Annotated in this window: 18 protein-coding genes and 1 pseudogene; 8 read left to right on the plus strand and 11 right to left on the minus strand. The window is 67.1% G+C overall.

The genetic code is table 11. The annotated features are described in order from the left end of the window. A partial coding sequence (locus AC1DRP_RS23530) for a hypothetical protein (protein ID WP_476769719.1) occupies positions 1-195 on the minus strand: 195 nt, incomplete at its 3' end. A gap of 222 nt (positions 196-417) precedes the next feature. Here AC1DRP_RS23530 and AC1DRP_RS23535 point away from each other — a divergent pair. Next, a complete protein-coding gene (locus AC1DRP_RS23535) occupies positions 418-2,433 on the plus strand; it encodes a heavy metal translocating P-type ATPase (protein WP_476769720.1) in 2,016 nt (671 codons plus the stop codon). Between the two features lie 41 nt (positions 2,434-2,474). On the opposite strand, the gene AC1DRP_RS23540 is transcribed toward AC1DRP_RS23535, so the two are convergent. The 3 genes from AC1DRP_RS23540 to AC1DRP_RS23550 all read right to left on the minus strand — a co-directional run bounded on the left by AC1DRP_RS23540 (position 2,475) and on the right by AC1DRP_RS23550 (position 4,093). After that, positions 2,475-3,170: a VIT1/CCC1 transporter family protein gene (locus AC1DRP_RS23540; RefSeq protein WP_441504630.1), complete on the minus strand. Its 696-nt coding sequence runs from the start codon at positions 3,168-3,170 to the stop codon at positions 2,475-2,477. A gap of 30 nt (positions 3,171-3,200) precedes the next feature. After that, positions 3,201-3,752, minus strand: coding sequence for a cytochrome b (locus AC1DRP_RS23545; RefSeq protein ID WP_441504629.1), 552 nt, complete (start codon positions 3,750-3,752; stop codon positions 3,201-3,203). Between the two features lie 65 nt (positions 3,753-3,817). Next, positions 3,818-4,093: a PepSY domain-containing protein gene (locus AC1DRP_RS23550; protein ID WP_441504628.1), complete on the minus strand. Its 276-nt coding sequence runs from the start codon at positions 4,091-4,093 to the stop codon at positions 3,818-3,820. Positions 4,094-4,241: 148 nt separating this feature from the next. Between AC1DRP_RS23550 and AC1DRP_RS23555 the strand changes: the two genes are divergently transcribed. Both AC1DRP_RS23555 and AC1DRP_RS23560 read left to right on the plus strand, forming a co-directional pair. Further along, the gene (locus tag AC1DRP_RS23555) at positions 4,242-4,931 is read left to right on the plus strand and encodes a response regulator (RefSeq protein ID WP_441504627.1); all 690 of its coding nucleotides are present in this window, start codon (positions 4,242-4,244) and stop codon (positions 4,929-4,931) included. After that, positions 4,928-6,286: a sensor histidine kinase gene (locus tag AC1DRP_RS23560; protein WP_476769721.1), complete on the plus strand. Its 1,359-nt coding sequence runs from the start codon at positions 4,928-4,930 to the stop codon at positions 6,284-6,286. The genes AC1DRP_RS23555 and AC1DRP_RS23560 overlap by 4 nt, the downstream gene beginning before the upstream one ends. 127 nt (positions 6,287-6,413) lie before the next feature. On the opposite strand, the gene AC1DRP_RS23565 is transcribed toward AC1DRP_RS23560, so the two are convergent. Beyond that, the gene (locus AC1DRP_RS23565) at positions 6,414-6,953 is read right to left on the minus strand and encodes a Crp/Fnr family transcriptional regulator (protein WP_441504625.1); all 540 of its coding nucleotides are present in this window, start codon (positions 6,951-6,953) and stop codon (positions 6,414-6,416) included. A gap of 62 nt (positions 6,954-7,015) precedes the next feature. Between AC1DRP_RS23565 and AC1DRP_RS23570 the strand changes: the two genes are divergently transcribed. Next, a complete protein-coding gene (locus AC1DRP_RS23570; RefSeq protein ID WP_441504624.1) occupies positions 7,016-7,597 on the plus strand; it encodes a hypothetical protein in 582 nt (193 codons plus the stop codon). Positions 7,598-7,891: 294 nt separating this feature from the next. On the opposite strand, the gene AC1DRP_RS23575 is transcribed toward AC1DRP_RS23570, so the two are convergent. Further along, positions 7,892-8,017 carry a hypothetical protein gene (locus AC1DRP_RS23575; protein WP_441504623.1) on the minus strand — a complete coding sequence of 42 codons (126 nt, stop codon included), beginning with the start codon at positions 8,015-8,017 and terminating at the stop codon, positions 7,892-7,894. A gap of 204 nt (positions 8,018-8,221) precedes the next feature. Between AC1DRP_RS23575 and AC1DRP_RS23580 the strand changes: the two genes are divergently transcribed. After that, positions 8,222-8,596, plus strand: coding sequence for a hypothetical protein (locus AC1DRP_RS23580; protein WP_476769722.1), 375 nt, complete (start codon positions 8,222-8,224; stop codon positions 8,594-8,596). A 323-nt stretch (positions 8,597-8,919) separates the two neighbouring features. Continuing rightward, the gene (locus AC1DRP_RS23585; protein WP_476769723.1) at positions 8,920-12,693 is read left to right on the plus strand and encodes a DUF2339 domain-containing protein; all 3,774 of its coding nucleotides are present in this window, start codon (positions 8,920-8,922) and stop codon (positions 12,691-12,693) included. Between the two features lie 154 nt (positions 12,694-12,847). On the opposite strand, the gene AC1DRP_RS23590 is transcribed toward AC1DRP_RS23585, so the two are convergent. From AC1DRP_RS23590 to AC1DRP_RS23610, 5 genes and pseudogenes are all read right to left on the minus strand, one after another. Further along, complete coding sequence (locus AC1DRP_RS23590) at positions 12,848-13,765, minus strand: dihydrodipicolinate synthase family protein (protein WP_441504620.1); 918 nt, start codon at positions 13,763-13,765, stop codon at positions 12,848-12,850. 24 nt (positions 13,766-13,789) lie between these two features. Beyond that, complete coding sequence (locus AC1DRP_RS23595; protein ID WP_441504619.1) at positions 13,790-14,692, minus strand: ABC transporter permease; 903 nt, start codon at positions 14,690-14,692, stop codon at positions 13,790-13,792. Next, positions 14,692-15,392: pseudogene (locus AC1DRP_RS23600) on the minus strand (ABC transporter permease). The gene AC1DRP_RS23595 and the pseudogene AC1DRP_RS23600 overlap by 1 nt, the downstream one beginning before the upstream one ends. Positions 15,393-15,447: 55 nt before the next feature. Next, entirely contained in the window at positions 15,448-17,025 is a 1,578-nt protein-coding gene (locus AC1DRP_RS23605; protein WP_476769724.1) for an ABC transporter substrate-binding protein, read from the minus strand. A 12-nt stretch (positions 17,026-17,037) separates the two neighbouring features. Further along, positions 17,038-17,763 carry a FadR/GntR family transcriptional regulator gene (locus AC1DRP_RS23610; protein ID WP_441504616.1) on the minus strand — a complete coding sequence of 242 codons (726 nt, stop codon included), beginning with the start codon at positions 17,761-17,763 and terminating at the stop codon, positions 17,038-17,040. Positions 17,764-17,875: 112 nt separating this feature from the next. Here AC1DRP_RS23610 and AC1DRP_RS23615 point away from each other — a divergent pair, with 112 nt between their 5' ends. Both AC1DRP_RS23615 and AC1DRP_RS23620 read left to right on the plus strand, forming a co-directional pair. Beyond that, positions 17,876-18,829 (plus strand): dihydrodipicolinate synthase family protein, encoded by a 954-nt coding sequence (locus tag AC1DRP_RS23615; RefSeq protein WP_441504615.1) that lies wholly within the window; start codon positions 17,876-17,878, stop codon positions 18,827-18,829. Between the two features lie 41 nt (positions 18,830-18,870). Next, positions 18,871-20,094, plus strand: coding sequence for a mandelate racemase/muconate lactonizing enzyme family protein (locus AC1DRP_RS23620; protein WP_441504614.1), 1,224 nt, complete (start codon positions 18,871-18,873; stop codon positions 20,092-20,094). Positions 20,095-20,104 lie beyond the last annotated feature (10 nt).

Consider the following 20,104-nt stretch of genomic DNA (forward strand, 5'->3'; position numbering starts at 1 on the left):
TTGAAGCACCATATCGACGGGCGCGCCGGCATCCGCCTCTCCGGGAGGCAAGGTGAAGCTGAACCTGTGCCGCGTGTAGGTCCCCGACAGCGTCAGGCCCTTGGTGGTGGTGACCGAGGGGCCCTCGATGGCGAAGCGCTGCCCATGTCCGGAACACCAGGCGCCGTCGATCGCATCGGCGCGGGCTGGGTTCACCKCCCCGACCGTTACGGCTGCGGCGGCCGCGAGAGCCAAGCAACCCCTATGCATCGGCGCTACCTCCGTGATGACTCGGTGGTGAAGAGGGGCGTTGCATCCCAGCCGTCCGCCACCATGAGGGAAGGCCATGCCAAAGTGAAGCTTGGATTGTAATTGGAATAATTCTAAACTAGATGGATGGCGCAATCCTCACATCGACCCGATCGGGATGATTCCACCATGACGACCATCACCGGTTCCGCGCCGCTTTGTCCTGCCAGCGCGCAGCCTTGCACCTGCTTTCGCCCGTTCGAGCGCTCCTGCTCGGCTAGCGCGGCCGAGCAGGCCAGGCGCGCTCCAGGCTGGTTTGGCGGCCGCGTGCCGCGCGCGCTGATGCTGTTCGGTCACGACCTCGAGACCATCGAGGTTCTGCGGATCGCGGTTGTCGCCGTCTCGGCCGTGCTGATCTGGTTTCAGGTCGTCCGACCCGTGGCAGGCTGGGATCTCGTTGGCGTCGGCGGCTTGCTGTTCGGAGCCTGGCCGATCGTCCGCGAGGCGATCGAGAACATCAAAGAGCGGCGAATGACCATGGAGCTCTCCATGTCGATCGCCATTGTGGCGGCCGCCGCGATCTCTGAATTCTTCACCGCGCTGGTCGTCACCTTCTTCGTGCTCGTGGCCGAGGAGCTGGAGCATCTGACGGTGGACCGTGGGCGGGCCGCGATCGCCGACCTGATCGACGTGATGCCGCATGAGGCGACCGTGCGCCGCGACGGCGTCATCTCGGTCATTCCCATCGACAGTATCGTGGTTGGCGACCGCGTCCTGGTCGCTCCCGGCGAGAATATTCCTGTCGACGGGCTCGTCCGGTCGGGCCTGTCCTATGTCGATCAGGCGCGKATCACCGGCGAGTCGATGCCGATCAAGCGCAGCGAAGGCGATGCCGTCTTCGCGGGCTCGATCAACCAGTCGGGTGCGCTCGATATCCAGGTCAACCGCGTCGGACGCGACACCAGCTTCGGGCGTATCATTGACGCGATCGAGAACGCGGAACAGTCCCGCGCGCCGGTCCAGCGCCTCGCCGACCAGCTCGCCGGCTATCTCGTCTACTTCTCCTTCGCCGCGGCGATCGTCACCTACCTGCTCACCGGAAACATCCGCGACACGATCTCGGTCATCATCGTCGCCGGCGCCTGCGGCGTCGCAGCCGGCACGCCCCTGGCGGTACTGGGTGGCATCGGCCGTGCCGCGCGCAACGGCGCGATCATCAAGGGTGGCGTGCACCTTGAGATGCTCGGCCGCATCGACACGATCGTGCTCGACAAGACGGGGACGCTGACCTTCGGCGAGCCGCGGGTTCTCGAGATCCATCCGGCGCCCGGCCGTAGCGAAGGGGAGTTGCTGAGGCTGGCGGCTTCGGCCGAACTGCGCTCCGAACATCCGCTGGCCAAGGCGATCGTCGCGGAAGCGCGGGCGCGCGAGATTGCGGTGCCGGAGCCCGATCGCTTCGACTACACGCTCGGTCGCGGCGTCTCGGCGCAGATTGGCGAGGATCGTATCCTGATCGGCAGCGTCAAGCTGCTGCAGGCCGATGGGATCGAGGCTCCCGCGGGTCGGGCCGGCAACGCCGTCTCGTCCGAGATCTGCGTCGCGATCAACGGCCTCTATGCGGGCTCCTTCGCAGTGGCCGACGAAGTCAGGCCGGAGGCGGCCTCTGCCATTCGCGCCCTGCATGCCTTGAAGATCCGCACCATTCTGCTGACCGGTGACAATGCCAGGGTTGCCGACAGCGTCGGGGCCAGTCTGGGCATCGACACGGTCGAGGCCGGCATGCTGCCCGAGCAGAAGCTGGAGCGCGTGCGGACCCTGGTCGCCTCCGGTGCCAAGGTCGCCATGCTGGGCGATGGCATCAATGACGCGCCGGCGCTGACGGCTGCAAGCGTCGGCATCGCGATGGGGTCCGGGACCGACGTCGCCAAGGAGAGCGCGGATATCGTGCTGCTGGCCAACGACCTGGAGCGTCTGGTCGAGACGGTTCGCATCGCCCAGCGCACGCGCGGCGTCATCTGGCAGAACTTTTCAGGCACAATCGCGGTGGATGCCCTGGGCATCGCCATGGCGGCCTTCGGCTTCCTGAATCCGTTGCTGGCCGCGTTCATCCACGTCTCGTCCGAGCTGATCTTCATCTCGAACTCCGCGCGGCTGCTGCCGGCCGGCGAAAAGCGGGTGACGGCAGCAGCCGGGAGAGAGTCTTAAGTACCGGACCGGCGCCAGCCGCGGATCCTTGGGGGAGGAACCTAGACCTGATGCCCGACGAGCGCGCCGATCGCCCAGGTCGCGGCCATCGCGATGGCGCCCCAGAACGTCACGCGCAGGGTCGGCTTGACGATGCCGGCTCCGCCGACGACGGCGCCGATCGAGCCAAGCAGGGCAAGGCAGACGAGCGAACCACCTGAGACCGCCCAGCCGATCGATCCCGCGGGCACGACGAGGGCGAGCAGCAAGGGGACGGCTGCGCCCGTTGCAAACGTGACGGCCGAAGTCAGCGCCGCCTGGACAGGCCGCGCGATCATGTGCCCGGCGAGACCAAGCTCGTCGCGTGAATGCGCTTCGAAGGCATCCCTGGCCGTCATCTGCTCCGCGACCTTGCGGGCGAGCGCCGGTTCGACGCCGCGCTCCACGTAGATCTGCGTTAGCTCGGCCAGTTCCGCCTCGGGCTGCTCGGCGAGTTCGCGCCGTTCACGCGCCATGTCCGCCTTCTCGGTGTCCGACTGGGAACTGACGGAAACATATTCGCCAGCCGCCATCGACATGGCGCCGGCGACGAGCCCGGCGACGCCCGCGACCAGCACCTCGTTGGCGCTCTTGGCCGCCGCCGCGACGCCCACGACGAGGCTTGCCGTCGAGATGATGCCGTCATTGGCACCGAGCACGGCGGCGCGAAGCCAGCCGATCCGCTCGACAAGATGATTTTCACGGTGGAGCGGATACATGGCGTCGGTCCTTGCGGTTGGCCGGGCCGCTCAGTCGAAGCGCGAACCGCGGGGCGTGACCAGGGGCAGCATACGCGAGAGCGTTGCATCCTTCAGGACGAGGTGATGGGCAATCGCCGCCAGCGCATGGACGCCAGCCAGCACCATGAAGAGATGGGCGGCCACGACATGCGCGTCCTTGAGAGTCTTTGCCAGAGCGGTGTCGAGCGCGACCGGCGATGGAATGGTGGCGAGCCAGAAGAAGTCGACGGGACGGCCCCTCATCCAGGCCGCGAAGAGCCCGATCAGGGGGATCGCCAGCATCGCCGCGTAAAGACCGAGATGTGCGATCTTCGCAGCCAGTTCCACCATCGGCGCGGCCGGCAGCGCCTCGGGTGCGGGCGTCATGCTGCGCCAGCCGATGCGCACCACCGTCAATGCGATCACGAGAAGACCAATCGACATATGGAGCGTGAGCAGCCACGGGCGGTCGCCCTTCGGGAATTCGTCGCGCACGAGCCCTATTCCGTAGGCCGCGACGACGGCGAGCGCGATGACCCAGTGAAGGCTGATGGTGAACCTGTCGTATCGGCGTGTCGGCATCGGGAAATCCTCATGGCAGGAGCTGAAACTGAGAGCAGGGGCTGGAGAGGGGGCCTGACGGCTGGTCAGTCGTCGTCGCCATCCCGCGTGACGCGTTCGAGCGTTTCAGGATCGAATTTCGCCTTGATGCGGCGGCCGGCTTCGTCGGCCGCGCGGACCTTGTAACAGCCGTGGTCGGTCTTGATCCGCATGGTGGTCCAGCCTTCGGCCCGGAGCTTTTCGACCAGTGCCTCGCGCGGCTTCCACTCCGTCATCGGAGCAAGGCAGCGTTGGCCGGCGTAAGCGGGAGCCGTCACCCCGAAGAGGAGGCCGAGTGCGGCGGCTGGCAGGGCGCGCTTCATGAAACCTGTCCTCCACGGGTTGGGCCGATGGCCCCTTCCATCACGCCAAGCTGACACCCACCTGAACGGCGGATGCGATTGCGTTCAGCCCGCTGTCAGGTTTGTGCCATAGACGGGCGAATGGTCCCCGGAGGCTGCGGAACCCGGCATGCGTGTGCTTCTCGTCGAGGACGATCCGATCCTGGGTCCAGCGGTGCGCGACCAGGTCGCAGCCGACGGACATGGCGTGGATTGGGCGAGCCGGATTGCGGATGCCACGGAGTTCATCCGGCTTGCGAGCTACGACCTGATCCTTCTCGACCTGATGCTGCCGGACGGGCGTGGGCTCGACCTGCTCCGCGCCAGACGGCAGGCCGGCGACGCGACCCCGGTGATCGTCCTGACCGCGCGCGACCAGGTCTCCGATCGGATCGCGGGGCTGAACGCCGGGGCGGACGATTATCTCGTCAAGCCGTTCGATCTGGCGGAGCTCTCCGCACGCCTTAGCGCCGTGGCGCGCCGCTATGGCGGCAATCCCAATCCCCTGCTGCGGATCGGAGATCTGACGCTCGATCTTGCGGCGCGCACCATCGCCAGGGATGGCCGCAGCATCGCCCTGACCGCGCGCGAATGGGCCCTGTTCGACGCCTTCCTCCAGCGCCCGGCCATGCTTTGCTCCAAGGCGCTGCTCGAAGAGCGGCTCTACGCCTTCGATTCCGAGGTCGAGAGCAACACGATCGAGGTCTATGTCGGGCGTCTGCGCAAGAAGCTCGGCGCCCATGTGATCGAGACCGTGCGTGGCATGGGCTATCGTCTCGGTGCGACAGCCGTCGCAGGATCGGGCAAGGCGAGGCCATGACGAGATTCGCGTTGCCGCCCAGGGGCAGCCTGCAACGCCGGCTCGCCTTGTCCCTGACCGGCGGCGTCATGGCGCTGTGGCTCCTGGCAACGCTGGGCGCCGGCTTGCTCCTGCGCCATGAGATCGACGAGGTCTTCGACAGTGCCTTGCAGGAGGTGGTCCAGCGCGTGCTGCCGCTCGCCTATACCGAGGTTCTCAACCGCGATGCGGATGCAGAGCCCGGGCCCCAGCAGATCGCATCGGTCGGCGCACATCGCGAATACATCACCTATGTCGTGCGCGATGCGGCCGGGCGGAGCCTGCTGCAGTCGCATGACGCAGACCCGGCGCAGTTTCCGCCGAACCCCGCGCATGGCTTCAGCGACGGACCGAGTTCGCGTCTCTACACGGAGGTCGCCGTCAGCGGCACACTTGTCGTCACCGCCGCCGAGCGACCGGGCCACCGCCAGAACGCGGTGCGCGACGCCATCAAGGTGCTGGCCTGGCCGCTGCTGCTGCTTCTGCCTCTCGGCATCGCCGGAACCTGGGCGCTGGTCGCCTTCTCCCTGCGGCCGGTCGTGGCCTTCAGGCGCGAGATCGAGGCGCGCGGCGATGGTCATCTGGCGCCGGTCGCGGTCGCGGCACTGCCCTCGGAGATCGCACCGGTGGCAGAGGCCGTGAATGCGCTGATGGCGCGGATGCGGCGGCTGCTGGATGCCGAGCGCAGCTTCACCGCCAACAGCGCCCATGAATTGCGCACGCCGGTCGCTGCCGCCCTCGCGCAGACCCAGCGCCTCAGGGCCGAGCTTCCGGAGGGGCCGGCCCGCGCCCGCACGAAGGAGATCGAGACGGCGCTGCAACGGCTGGCGCGCCTGTCCGAGAAGTTGCTCCAGCTCGCCAAGGCCGAGGGGGGCGGGTTGCTTTCGGAAGTGCCCCAGGACCTCGTGCCCGTGCTCGCTCTCGTTCTGCATCACCTTGAGGACCAGGGCAGGGTCGAGCTCTCGCTGCCGGCAGAGGAGCGGTTCGTCTCGACCCTCGACATCGACGCCTTTGCGATCCTCGCGCGCAACCTGATCGAGAATGCGCTGAAACATGGCTCCCCGACCCGGGTGGTGCGGGTGAGCTTGACGCAGGACGGGAGTTTCAGTGTGACCAGCGCCGGGCCGGTGCTGTCGCAGGAGGTCCTCGACGGCATRACGCACCGCTTCACGCGCGGCACGACGATGGCCGACGGTTCGGGGCTCGGCCTCTCGATCGTGCAGACGATCATGCGCGGTGTCGGCGGCGAGCTCGCCTTCTGCTCGCCCGCCCCGGGACAGGCGGATGGCCTCGAGGTCCAGGTGCAACTCCCCGGCCTGAAGCCGACAGCCGGCTGAGCGCCCTTCGGTCCCGTCGCCAGGACGCGGCCCGGGCGGTGCGGAGCGGCAACCCTCGGTTGCCCCTATCGACAGGCGTGAATGGGAGCCGTTTCCGGCGATCGGGGCCCTGGAGCTCCGCTGCCTGTCACCTTCGCGCAGCGCGCGCTCGCGCAATTTCCCGATACAGCGCCTCTGGCGACACCCCGATCTCGGTCGCGATATGGCGCCAACCTCCCTTGGCCGGCAGAGGGCCGTTCCAGGCGATCCATGCGTCGAGCCTGGCCTTGACCGTCTTCAGGGAGGCTATCTCGGCATGCAGTCGTGCCCGCTGCACTTCATGAGCGAGATGGCTGGCCCAGGTTTCGGCAAGCACCGGATCATGCGCCAGGGCCTGCTTCAGATCGCGCCGCGAGACCGCCTGCGTGACAGCCGCGGTCTCGGCGCGCCCGTCACAATGATATTGCTCGGAATAGAGCGAGGCTTCGGCCAGAATGGCCCCAGGCAGCGCGCGCTGAAGGATCAGCGCGGCCCCATCATCCTGGTGCCGGATGAGATGGAGGCAGCCGGAATGGACGACATGAACCAGCCGGACGGGGTCACCGCGATGGAAAACGGCGTCCCCCGCGCAAAATTCGCATGTCTGCGTGGAAAGCCCCTTCAGGAGCGCAATTGCTGGTTCGGGCATGATCGCTATCATGTTCAGCGTCTTGGCGGCATGGCAAGCGTATTCCACACAAGGAGACCAGCATGATCCGCTCCATTGCTTTCCTCGCCTGCCTGCTTCCCGCAGCCGTGCTGGCGCAAACGCATTCCGGCCATCACGGCGGCGGAGCAACCCCTGCTGCGAGCCAGCCGATGACGCAAGACTCCGGTGGGCCTGGCCTGCGTCCGACGCAACCGGGGCAGGGGGCGTTCGCCGCGATTCAGGAGATCGTCGAAATCCTGGAACAGGACCCCAGGACCGATTGGTCCAAGGTTGACATCGAAGCGCTGCGGCAGCACCTTGCCGACATGAGCGCCGTGACATTGTCGTCCGAGGTCAAGGCCGAGGCGGTCGAAGGGGGGAGGCGGTTTACCGTCACCGGAACTCCGCCCGTGCGAGATGCCGTGCGACGCATGGTGCTCGCGCACGCCGCCACGATGAATGACCGGGAGGGTTGGCGCTTCGAGGCGGCGCCTATCGAGAACGGGGCGACCATCACGGTGCGCGTTCCCGCCAAGGATGCAGCCAAGCTCAAGGGACTGGGTTTCCTGGGCGTCATGACGCGGGGCATGCATCATCAGGAACATCATCTCATGATCGCCAGGGGTGACCGCCCACACCAGTGAGCCGCAGCGATCCGGACCAGAAGCGGTACCGGCCTTGGGACGACGACGCAGGGCTCGTCTTGCGTGYGGTCGGGGGCCTGTCGGGCTGTATCGCCTGAATATGACTGGGCTGGTTCCAGCCGATACGCTGCCGAAGTGGTTTTGTCGCCGGGCTGAACGGCGCTGCCGCCTTCGGTGCCGGGCTGGCCCTGCTGCTTTGTGCAGGCGCAGCATGGGCGTTTCGGCCCTCGCGGGCGGCAGGCTGAGCCCAATGGCCGCCCGCCGCCGATCTCTCTGTAACGTCCTTGTTTCGGTCTAGCTCCAGAAGCCTTCCTGATAGGCGCGGGGCGAGAAATCCGTCTCGTCCTGCTGCTCCTCGTGGTCCTCTTGGGGCTCGCGTTCTGTCTCGACTGTGCAGTCGGAAACGTGCCTGTCCAGCATCGAATCTCTCCTTTCAGATTGTGAGGGAGGGTGCTTAGGCAGTCCCTATATGACCATTTATGCTGCATCGCACAAGACAAAGGCGGTGCGCCCCGCATGCGTCCAGCGCGGGAACAAATCAGTTACAACCGTGTTGCTATGATTCCCCCGCAATGCGGAGTTGTTGTGTTTTGCCGCGACGCGGCCTTGAAGATTGGATCCGAGATGAACCGAAAGACCTTCCTTGCGAGCGTGCTGGGTGCGATCGCGATCGCAGGTGCAGCCGTTGCCTCTCCCACGCCCGCCAGTGCCGAAGCTTTGCCCGCTGGCCTGGCCGCCGGCCTCGACCGGCAGCCGGCCGAATACAGCATGACCGCCGCCAAGGAGCGCCGGTTGATGATGATGCAGGAAGCCAATCGCCAGCAGCGCTATGGTCGCGGCGGATATGGCCCGCGCCCCGGCTACGGGCCGCGCCCTGGCTACGGCCCGCGGCCTGGCTATGGACCACRCCCTGGTTATGGCCCCGGCTATGGCCCGCGCCCCGGCTACGGCCCGCGCCCTGGTTATGGCCCCCGTCCCGGATATTACGAACGCTGGTGATCCAAAGCCTGTCCGGACACGCATGGCCCGGCCAGGCCTGATCATCCTCCAGGGGGAATTTCCCTGTCTGCCTTGCCGATCGTGGCCCGCCGTTTCGAAGGGAATGGCGGGCCTTTCATGTCCGGGCCTTGGCTGCAGGGAGGGGGCGGGTTCGCTGCCAGCACCGTGGGATTCGTGATCGGCGTGGCACTCGGAATGCTGACATGGCGGTCGATCTGGAGGGCGAGCCTGGCCGGCTGGCAGGTTAACCGCCGAAGATTAGACAATTCCCGGCCCGGTGCCCTAAGTGTCGGGGGCGAACGACTTTAGGTTGAGGGCCTGCCTTGGAAGCTCTGGTGATTCTCGGCCTTGCCGTCATTGGCTTCCTCATCGCCATTCCCTGGGCCGCCTTCTCCTCCCTCTCGCGCGCCAATCGCGCGCTGGCCCTGGTCGCAAAGCAGCAGGAAGAGATCGACCAGCTCCGGCTTGCCCTCTCCACGCTCCGCGAAGCCCACGGCGAAACCGGTCAGGCGGAGGCCGAGGCAGAGGACGAGGCCGTCCCTGCGGAATGGCTGCATCGCGAGCTTGCCCCGGCAGAGGATCCAACCTTCACGGCCGAGGCCGTGCCGCCGACGCCACTGGAGACCGCGGCGGATCCCATGCTCGCCGCCCCGCAGCCTGCCGACGCATTCGCAGCCGACGCGCTGGCGCTGGAACAGGCCGCCGCGATGACGGAGCTGGCGCGGGACGCGGAGGCCGAGGCCCCGCCGTCGCTCGATGCCTTTGCAACGCCTGAACCTGTGCCATCCGCGCCCCGCCGCGATTTCGAGCAGGCCATCGGTTCGCGCTGGGCCGTCTGGGTCGGCGGCATTGCGCTCGCCTTCGGCGGGCTCTTCCTGGTCCGCTATTCCATCGAGGCCGGCGTCTTCGGCCCCRGCATGCGGCTGCTGATGGGCGCAGCCTTCTCCCTCATTGCAGCCGTGGCCAGCGAGTATCTCAGGCGGAGCGATCGACTTGCCCATCTCGGCGAGAGGCCGGGCGCGCTCGGCCGGCTCGGCGGGGCCAATATCCCTGCGGTTCTCGCCGGCGTCAGCGTGCTCAGCGGCTTCGGCGTCGTCTACGCGGCCCATGCGATCCACGGCTTCATCGGGCCGGCCCTGGCTTTCACGCTGATGGGACTGATCGGGCTCGCGGCGCTCGCCGCGTCCTTGCTCCACGGCCCGGTACTCGGCCTGTTCGGCCTGGTCGGTTCCTACGCGACGCCGCTGCTGGTCGCGAGCAGCGCGCCGAACTTTCCGGCGCTATCCGTGTTCCTCGCCCTCGTCACGGCCGTCGCCTTTCTCATCCATGCGTGGCAGCCGAGCCGCGTGGTGACGCTTGGCGCCATCGCCGGCCATGGCATCTGGACAGCCCTGATCGGGCTGTCCGGGGAGAGCCCGACCTGGTCATCCCTCCTGCTCGTCGTCGGGGCTGTGCTGGCGCTCGTGCTTCTGAAGGAATGGCCGAAACTGAAGGGCGGCACAGCCAGAAGCGCCTGGCCGGTCGCCGGCTTCGACGGCATCGGCCTTGCCGCGATCGCCACGCCGCTGGTCCTGTCCGGGGTGCTGTGGACTGCCGATGGCGGGCCCGTCATGCTGCATCTCGCCATCCTGACGACCGTGCTGGTCGCCAGCATCTCAGCCGTCCGGTACGGCGATCTTGCCCCGCTGGCGCCGCTCGCCGCGGCCGCCGCTTCCGGCATGGTTCTGCTCTGGCCCAACGTGCAGGGCGCCTTCGGGCTCTCGCCGGACATCGTCCTCGACATCGTCAGGCTGAGCATCACCGGCAATGCCGGGCCGGGCATCCGGTGGACGGCGGCGCTACTCGCCCTGATCGTGGGCGGCTTGCCCTTTTACGCACTGCTCCTGCGCAAGGGCGCCGGCGCCGGCGGCTTCATCATCCGCGGCTGCCTCGGCTTCGCCTCCGCGCTCGGGCCGATCTGCCTGCTGCTGGCGACGGCGCTCCGGAGCAACGGTTTCGAGCGCTCGACGGGCTTTGCGGCGCTCTCGCTTCTGCTTGCTGCCGCCCTGTTCGCCGCCTCCGAATTGCTGCTGCCGGTCGAGCGGCGCAGCACGCGCTCCCGGACAAACCCGCTGGCATTGATCGGCTCGGCCGCCTATGCCGCCGGCGGCGCGATCGCACTTGGCCTCGCCGTCGCCTTTGCCCTGCGCGAGACCTGGCTCGTCGTCGGGCTTGCGGTCGCGGCGGCCGGCGTCGCGATCATCGCCAGCCTGCGGCCGATCCCGCTTCTGCGCAGCATGTCTGCCGCCCTGGCGACAGCGGCGCTCGCGCGCCTGGTCTGGCAGCCGATCGTCTCCGACATGGGCTCCTGGCCGCTCGTCAACTGGGTCATCCCGGCCTATGCCGGGCCGGCCCTGTGCTTTGCGATCGGCGCGCTGGCGCTGCGTGGCAAGCAGGACCGGCCGCGCAGCGTCTTTGAGGCCCTGGCGGCCTTCTTCGGCGCGGCCTTCATCCTGCTCGAGATCCGGCAGTTCTTTGCCGGCCCCGAGCTCGTCCCGGACATCAGGCTGATCGCCGGCCATTATTCCGGCCTGCCGCGAAACCGCCTGTTCGAGGAGGCTGTCGCCCATGTCGTGGCGCTCGGCCTGATCGGCGCTGGACTGCAGGTCCTGGCGCGCCGCCTGGGCGGGCGCGTCTTGCGGCCGGCGGCCGATATCACGGCGGCCCTCCTGCTTCTGCTCAGCCTCGCTGGGCTCTGCGGCCTGCTCAATCCGCTCTTCGACGGCACGGCGGTGCTCGGGCCTCCGATCTTCAACCGGCTCCTTTTCTATGTCCTTGCCGGCGGCGCGCTCGGCCTGCTCGGCTTCCGGCTCGATCGCGGGCAGGYGCGCTCGCGCATCGGCGAATGCCTGACCGCCTGCGCAGCGGTGCTGGTCTCGCTTGGCGCCGTCCTGATCGTCCGGCAGGGTTTTGCCGGCCCGGAACTGGCGCCGCGCTCGGTCGAAACGGTCGGCTTCATCGAGGCAGTCATCGTGACGATCACGTTGCTCGCCCTCACTGCAGCCGCGCGCATCTGGCACGAGGCGGCGCAGAACCGCGTCACCCGTTGGGTCCTGCGCGTGCTCGCTTTCGCCGCCGTCGGCTGGGCTGCCCTGGCGCTCGGCATCGTCCGCAATCCGCTGTTCGACCAGAGCGGCGTCTCCGGCCCCATCATCTTCAACCGCATCCTCTGGGGCTATGGCGCGGTTGTGCTCGCCTTTGCCGGCGCAGCCTTCTGGTTGCGCGATGCGCGGCCCAGAATCAGCCGGGCCTTCGCGTGGACGGCATGGGCGGGCACGGCGCTCTGCGCCTTCCTGCTGCTGCGCCACGGCTTCCATGGTCCGCTGCTGGTCTCAGGCGAGCCGGTCACGCTGGCCGAGGCCGGCTGCTACGCCGCGATCGCTTTCATCATGGCCATTGCGGCGATGATCGCCGGCACGGTGACGATCCAGGGCCGCGCTGTCCCCTTGCGCCCGGAGAGCGCGGCGATCGCCTCCTGCGCCGTCTTCGCGGTTCTCTCGGGCGTCGTCGCCAATCCGCTGCTGAGCGAGGTTCCGTTGGCGGGCCTGTTCATCCTCGACAATGCCCTGGTCGGTTATCTCATGCCCGCGCTGCTTGCTTTCGCTGCGGCGCGCTGGACGCGCGAATTCGTTGCGGCGGCCCTGCCGCGACGGATCTTCGGCGGCACGGCGATCATCGGGGCGCTCGCCTATGTGCTGATCGAGGTGCGGCGCTGGTTCGTCGGCCCCGATCTCCTGGCCGACGGCATCGGTGCGACCGAACTCTACGCCTATTCGGCGGCGATCCTGCTCTATGGCGTCGCGCTGCTGGCGCTCGGCTTCCGCTTGCAATCGAAGGATCTGCGTCTGGCCTCGCTTGCGGTCGTCACCATCGCGATCTGCAAGGCCTTTCTGGTCGACATGTCCGGGCTGGAAGGCCTGTTGCGGGCGCTCTCCTTCATCGGCCTCGGCGCCAGCCTGGTCGGCATCGGGCTCGCCTATCAGCGCTTGCTGCAGCGGGAGAATGCGCAGCAGGGCGCGGCGATCCGGGAAAGCGGGGCCGCAACGGAAGGGGGCTAAAGCATCAGCCCCAAAAGTGGATTGCGCTTTTTCGGAAAAGCCGATGCAAACACAAAGGATCACATCATCGGATCGGATACGATTTCCTGTCCGATGATGTAACGCGGTTGCTGCCGCAGCCGCATTCCTGGGGAGAGCTGCGACCGTCCTCGGATCAGCCGAGAAGGCCGGTCTCGCTGAGGATGACCTTGATCGCCGCCGCTTCCTCGGCGTTGAGGGAGCGTTGCGGGCGGGCCATCGTGTTGGTGTCGATGATGCCGAGAAGCTGCATCGCCGTCTTGAACGCGCCGACGCCGGCCGAGCCGGCGCTGGTCCGGCCGAGCGAGATCCAGACCATCTCGAACAGGCGGCAGAGCCGTTCCTGCTCGTTGCGGGCCTCGTCCCATTGGCCTGCCTGAGTGAGCCGCCAGAGCTTGACGTAGCCTTTGGGGTCGACATTGGCGAGACCGGGGACCACGCCCTGGGCGCCCATCAGCGCGGCGTTGTCGACAACGATCTCGGAGCCCGTCATCGCGAAGAAATCCGGCATGTCGGCGAGATCCTGCCGGACGAAACGGAAATTGCCGTCATCGCCGCTGGAATCCTTCAGGCCGGCCACGGTGCCTTCGCGGGCGAGTGTGACGGTCGTCGCGCGCTCCAGCTTGATATGGACGCAGACGGGAATGTCGTAGGCGATCACCGGGCAGTCGACCGCCTCGCGCACATAGCGGAAATGGTCGATCGTCTCGGCCTGGTTGGTGCGGGTGTAGAAGGGGGCGGTCACGACCAGCGCATCGGCGCCGGCCGATTGAGCCGCCCTGGCGTGCTGGATGACGCGGTCGGTCGTCGGGTCGATCGCCCCGGCAAAGATCGGGACGCGGCCGTTATTGATCTTCACGGCATGCTCGATGATCCTGCGGCGCTCGTCATCGCCGTGGAAGACGACCTCGCTGGTCGATCCGAGCACGAAGAGCCCGTCGACGCCACCCTCGAGTAGATGCTCGATCACCCGGGTGAAGGAGGGGTAATCGACCCGGAAATCTCGCGTCAGCGGGGTGACGACCGGGGGAACCACACCGTGGAAACGTGCCATGGACCGAAACTTTCTCTGCGTTGATCAGGTGATGTCGGCGCGGGGATCGAAGGCGTCGCGAAGCCCGTCTCCGATGAAATTGATGGCGAGTACGGTGGCGACCAGCGCGGCGCCTGCCGGCATCCATTGCCAGGGGTGCAGTTCCAGCACGACGGTCGAGCGCGCGGCCCTCAGCATGTTGCCCCAGCTCGCTTCGGGCGGGACGATGCCCATGCCGAGAAAGGAGAGGCCGGCTTCGAGCAGGATCGCATTGGCGACCTGCACGGTGGCGTAGACCACGAGGATATCGAGCGAGTTCGGCAGGGCATGGCGCCAGAGCAGGTGCCCGAGACCGGCCCCGAAGCCGCGCGAGGCGACGACGAAATCGCGTTCGCGCAGCTCGAGCAGGCGCGCCCGCACCATGCGCGAGAGCACCGGCCAGGAGAGCAGGGAGATCACGAAGATCGTCGGCAGGATGCCCGTGCCGGTGATCGAGGCGAGCACCAGAAGCAGGATGACCGGCGGCAGAGTCATCGCGAGATCGACAAGGCGCATGATCACGCCGTCGAGGGCCCGCCCGCCGAACGCCGCAACCGCGCCGACGACGAAGCCGACGCAAAGCGAGATCGCGACCGAGACCGAGGCGATCAGCAGCGAGATCCGCCCACCCTGCAGCAGGCGGGCCAGCGTATCGCGGCCGACGCCGTCGGTGCCGAGCCAATGGGAAGCCGTCGGCCCGGAGTTCAGCGCCCGCAGATCGATGCTGTTGGGCGCATGGCGCCACCAGAGCGGGTAGGTCAGCACGGCGAGCAGGACGGGCGCCAGGATGAGCACTCCCGCGATCGCCGCGCGATTGCGAAGAAAGCGCCCGAGCGCGCGCTGGAGCGGGCTCCGGCTGCTGCCTCGCAGAGGGACCGCGCTCGCGGCGATCGGCGCATCCGCGTTCATTATCTCACCTGGATGCGCGGATCGACCACCGCATAGGCAAGGTCGGTCAGAAGGTTGACCAGGATGACGCCGGCACCGATCAGCAGCGTCGCGCCCATGATCACGGGGTAGTCGCGGGTCTCGACGGCCTTGACCATCAGGAGCCCCATGCCCGGCCAGTCAAAAACGCTTTCGATGAAGATCGCGCCGCCGATGGCGATGCCGATGGTCGAGCCGATCAGGGTGATGACGGGCAGGATGGCGTTGCGCAGGGCATGCCTGACGATGACCGCAAATTCGCCGACGCCCTTGGCACGCGCCGTGCGCAGATAATCCTGGTTCAACACCTCGATCCAATGACGCCAGCCGTGATGCCGAACACGATCGCCATGGCGAGGCCGCTCAGCATCAGCAGCAAGGTGGGCCCGGTGCGTTCGACCAGCAGCGGCAGCACGCGCACGCCGGCCCTGTCGATGGAGTAGCCGAGATCCCCTCCGAGCGCCGCGCTGAGCCAGGCGAAATATTGCACCGGCCAGGACCGGTCGAGGCCGAGCCGCTGGCGCAGCGCGTCCATCTCGGTCTGGCTCAGCGGCGCCAGCGGATTGACATAGGCGTCGACCGGGTCGCCGGGGGCCAGGCGCAGCAGCACGAAGACCAGGATGCTGAGCGCGATCAGCATCATCAGGCCGGCGGCGAGCCGTTTCAGATAGAAGCCAAGCATGGGTCAGTCCGTCGTCGAAGGGACGAGGGAGGGCCTTTTCGGCCCTCCCGCCGGCTCAGGGCGCGATCGACCATTTTTCCGGCGTGGCCGCGAACGGCCCGCCGCCCGGCGCCGGCGTCCAGACGAAATCCTTGAGCTTGACCGAGGCGACGCCATAGCGATTGGCGACCCACATCGTGCCCCAGGGCAGGGTCTTGTTCATGACGGCGCAGACGTCCTGGTATTTCGTCGTCGCCTTGGCCTGATCGGTCTCGGCGACGGCTGCGTTCAGCGCGGAATTGAGCTCGGGGATCTTGATCTGCAGGAAGTTCTGGCCGACGGGCGGGATCTGGCTCTCGTTCAGCCCGAGATTGAGCGTTCCGGGGTCGGGGCCGTTCTGCAGGCCGGCATAGACCAGCGGGAAATCGGCCGGGTTCGACGTTCGCGACATGGCGATGGCGTTATAGCCCGCGGGGTCCAGGGCGCGCGGCACGACATTTATGCCGACCTGGGCGAGCATGGACTGGACGGYGGCCATGACATTGGCGGTCAGCGGGTTGTTGTAATAGGTCAGCCAGGTGATCGGCTTCGTGCCGTTGATCTTGTCCCAGCCGGCTTCCTTGAGCAACTGCGTCGCCTTGGCCGGGTCGTAGGCATAGGCGTCGAGCCCCTTCGGGATCAGGCTGCCTTCGACATAGCCGCAATCGGCCTTCTTGGCGGCACCCTTGTAGAGGCTGTCGATGATCGCGTTGCGGTCGATCGCATGCATCACCGCCTGGCGGACGCGGATGTCGTTCCAGAGCGGCACCTGGTTGTTGAAGCCGATATAGTTGGCGACATAGGAGGCGCCTTCGATGACCGTGAAATCCTTGTTGCCCTTGAAGGTCGGGACGTCGTCGGACTCGATATAGGTGAACTGGATTTCGCCGGCCCGCAGCGCCGAGATCGCCGCGGCCGCATTGGCGAAATAGCGGTTGATCAGCCGGTCGACCTTGGGCTTGCCGCCGCGATAGCTCTCATGGGCGGCGAGTTCGACGAAGCGATCGGTCTCGTAGCGCACGAATTTGAACGGGCCGGTGCCGATCGGCTTCGTCGACCAGAGCACGTTCTTCGCCATGTCCTCCGGTGCGATCGCCGAAAGCGCATGCGCCGGCAGGATCATCATCTTGGTCAGGCTGACGATCAGCGCGTTGTCGGGCCTGGAGAGCCTGACGACGACCGTGCGCGGGTCCTTGACCTCAACGCTGTYGATGGCCGCCAGGCGCGCCGACAGCAGGCTCGCGGTCTTCGGGTTCTTGTTGAGCGCGATGGTGAACTTGACGTCGTCGGCCGTGAAGGCCTGGCCGTCATGCCAGGTCTCCTGCGCCAGCTTGAACGTGTAGCTCAGCTTGTCGTCGCTGATCTCCCAGCTCGTCGCCAGGGCCGGCACGAGCTTGGTCAAGCCGGCATCATAGGTCACCAGCGGCTCGAAATAGGTGCTCAGCCAAGTGTAGCCGGCCGGCGCCGTCATCGGGTTGAAATTGCCCTGCAGGCCGCCGGGGCCGACATCGAAGCCGCCGGTGATCGTCTTCATCTGGGCGATGGCCGGCGTCATCATCGTGCCGGCCAGCAACGCGGCGCCGATCAGCGCCCTACGATACGTCCTCATGGTCATCGTAACCTCCCATCAGCTCGCCGCCTTGTTGGCTGCGATTATTTTTGAGATGCCGTGATAGTGGTGGTCGAGGCGCTCGCGCGCCGTCTCGGCGTCGCGTGTCGCGACGGCCTCGACGATCTCGTGGTGATCGCGCCAGGTTGCGACCGGATCGCGATTTTCGAGATTGATGAAATCCGAGGCCTTGACGAAGGCCTGCCAGAAAATGTCGAGCAGCTTCAGCAGCAGCTGGTTGTTCTGGCAGCGGAACAAGGTGCGGTGGAAGCGCCGGTCCTCCTCGAGGAAGCTCTCTCCTACATCGACCCTGGCCTTCATCTTTGCGGTGAGGGCGCGCAACTCGGCGATGTCGTCGGCGCCGATCACCTGCACCGTCCTGCCGATCAGCGCGCCTTCCAGCGCGCGGCGAATGGTCAGGAGCTCCTCGAAATCATCGAGCCTGCCGCGCAGGCCGAAGGCGAGGTTGTCGAGCAGCGGAGCGAAGGAAAAGTCGCTGACGAAGATGCCGATGCCGCGCCTGGTCTCGACGATGCCGACCGATTCCAGCGCCTTGACCGCCTCGCGCACTGAGTTGCGGCTGACGCCGAGCTGCTGGGCGAGGTCGTTCTCCGGCGGAAGCTGGCTGCCCGGAGGCAGGCCGCTCTCGTCGATATAGGCCTTGACGCTTTCCAGCACGGAGACGTGCAGCGATTGCGGCTTCACCAGGGGCCTGATCGTCCGGGTCACGGTCTTCGACCTCATCCTGTGGCACCGGCCGCGCCCGAGAGCGCCGGCGGCTTCCGCCCGATTGTTGAACGATATCTACTTGTAGGATATCCGTGAAGTCAACAAGTCGGCAGGAGGGGAAACGACGATGTCGGGAAAGCTCGACCGGGCGGGCAGGTGGGGCGCGCTGCGCGGCAATTGGGCAACCTTGCTGCTGCCGATCGAGTCGGATGGAGGGATCGATCTGTCGCGGCTCGCCAACGAGATCGACGTGCTGATCGCCGCCAGGGTCGACGGCATCTATTCGAATGGCACGGCCGGCGAGTGCCACAACCAGACCGAGGCCGAATTCGACGCGATCCAGCGTATCCTGGCCGAGCGCTGCAGCCGCGCGAACATGCCCTTCGTGATTGGCGCCTGCCAGCCCGATCCGAGTGTCGCACTTGACCGGCTGAGACGCGCCGTCGCGCATGCGCCGGACGGAATCCAGGTGATCCTGCCTGATTGGTGGCCGGTCAGCGATCCCGAGGCCGTGGACTTCCTGCAGATGGCCGCCGAGGCGGCGGGAGACATCCCGCTCGTGCTCTACAACCCGCCGCACGCGAAGCGTGTCCTGTCGCCGGCCACGCTTGGGGCCGTGCTGAAGCAGGTGCCGCAGGTCGTCGGCATCAAGCTCGCCGATGGCGATGCGGACTGGTACGCCGAAGCGCAGGCGCATCTGGACGACTGGGCGCTTTACCTGCCCGGCCACCATCTTGCGACCGGTGTCGAGGCCGGGGTCGCAGCCGGCGCCTTCTCCAATGTCGCCTGCCTCAGCCCGCGCGGCGCGCAAGCCTGGACCGAGATGATGCTGAGCGATATCGGCGCCGCCCGCGAGATCGAGCAGCGCATCTGCGCTTTCATGGATGCGCATATTCTGCCGTTCCGGCGCGACCACGGCTATTCCAACGCCGCGCTCGACAAGCTGCTCGCCGCCATCGGCAACTGGGCGCCGGTCGGGCCGCGCCTGCGCCGGCCCTATCGCTGGATCGACGCGGCCGAGGCGGAGCGGCTGAGGCCGATCGCCCGGCGCATGCTGCCCGAGATCATGGACGCGCGCTGAACCTAACCATGCCCTGACCGGTAGCGAAGCGAGGGAGTGCCATGCCTAGGATTACCGGGGTTCGCTGCGTCCTGCTGAGTTCGCCCTATGCCGATGCCGATGAGCGCGAGATCAGGGCCTGTTTCCCGAACGGACCGAAGCGGACGATCGGCATGGTCGAGGTGACGCTGGACAATGGCGTGACTGGCCTCGGCGAAGGCTATATCGCCGTGTTCGCACCGCTGGTGTTCAAATCGATCGTCGATCTCTGCGCGCCGCTGATGCTGGGCAAGGATGGCTTCGACATTCCGCGCCGGGTCAGGGACCTGCGCTCGCTCTGCGATTACTGGTCGCTCCAGGGCGCGGCGCGCCATGTCATCAGCGCGTTCGAGAGCGCCTTGCAGGACGCCAGGGGCAAGAGCCTCGGTCTGCCCGTCCATGAACTGCTCGGCGGCGCCCAATGCGATGCCATCCCGATCTATGGCAGCGGCGGCTGCTGCGACGCGAGGCACCAGTTCATCCGCGAACTCGACTTGCTCGGCGCGAAGGGCATCGCGATCTACAAGATCCGCTCGCTCAAGGCCGACATCTGGCGGACCGTCTGGGTGCTGGAGGAAGCGGCCAGGCGCGGCATAAGGGTCGGCGTCGACATGTGCCAGAATCTGGCCGATCCGCCGCAGCCCGTCGACGATGTCGTCGCCTTCGTCGAGGCCGTGCATGGCAGGACGGCTGAGCGCATGCTCTTCCTCGAAGAGGCCGTCGGCCCCGACAGCCCCGAGGCCTTTCGCGAGCTGCGCCGGCGCATCGACGTTCCCGTCTGCGGCGGCGAGATCATCACGACGCCGAAGGAAATGATCGAGCGCATGCGTGCCGGCTCCTATGCCTTCGTCCAGCCCGACGCCTCGGTGATCGGCGGTATCAGCGCGGTGATGGAGATCTTTGCCGCGGCAGATGAACTCGCGACGGAGGTCGTCGTGCACGCCTGGGGCGGAGCGGCCGCGATCATGGCGAATTACCACGCCGCCTTTGCCGGTGGTGGCAAGCTGGTGGAATTCCCCATGCTCGATTTCCCGCTCGGCCGGGAGATGATCGGCGATCAGGGCCGGATCGAAAACGGTCGGCTCCTGCTCCCGACTGCGCCCGGCCTCGGCCTGACGCTGACGCCGGAGATGGAGGCGCGCTATCCTTTTGAGGCGAGCGCCGTCTATAGCTGCGTCCTGAAGGACTGGGGCCCGCCGCCGGACGAGGACTGGAAAGACTGTGGCGCGTCTGGTGGGTCCGCTTGATGGGAGGCGT

The organism is Allobosea sp. 01N443 (assembly GCF_056399325.1).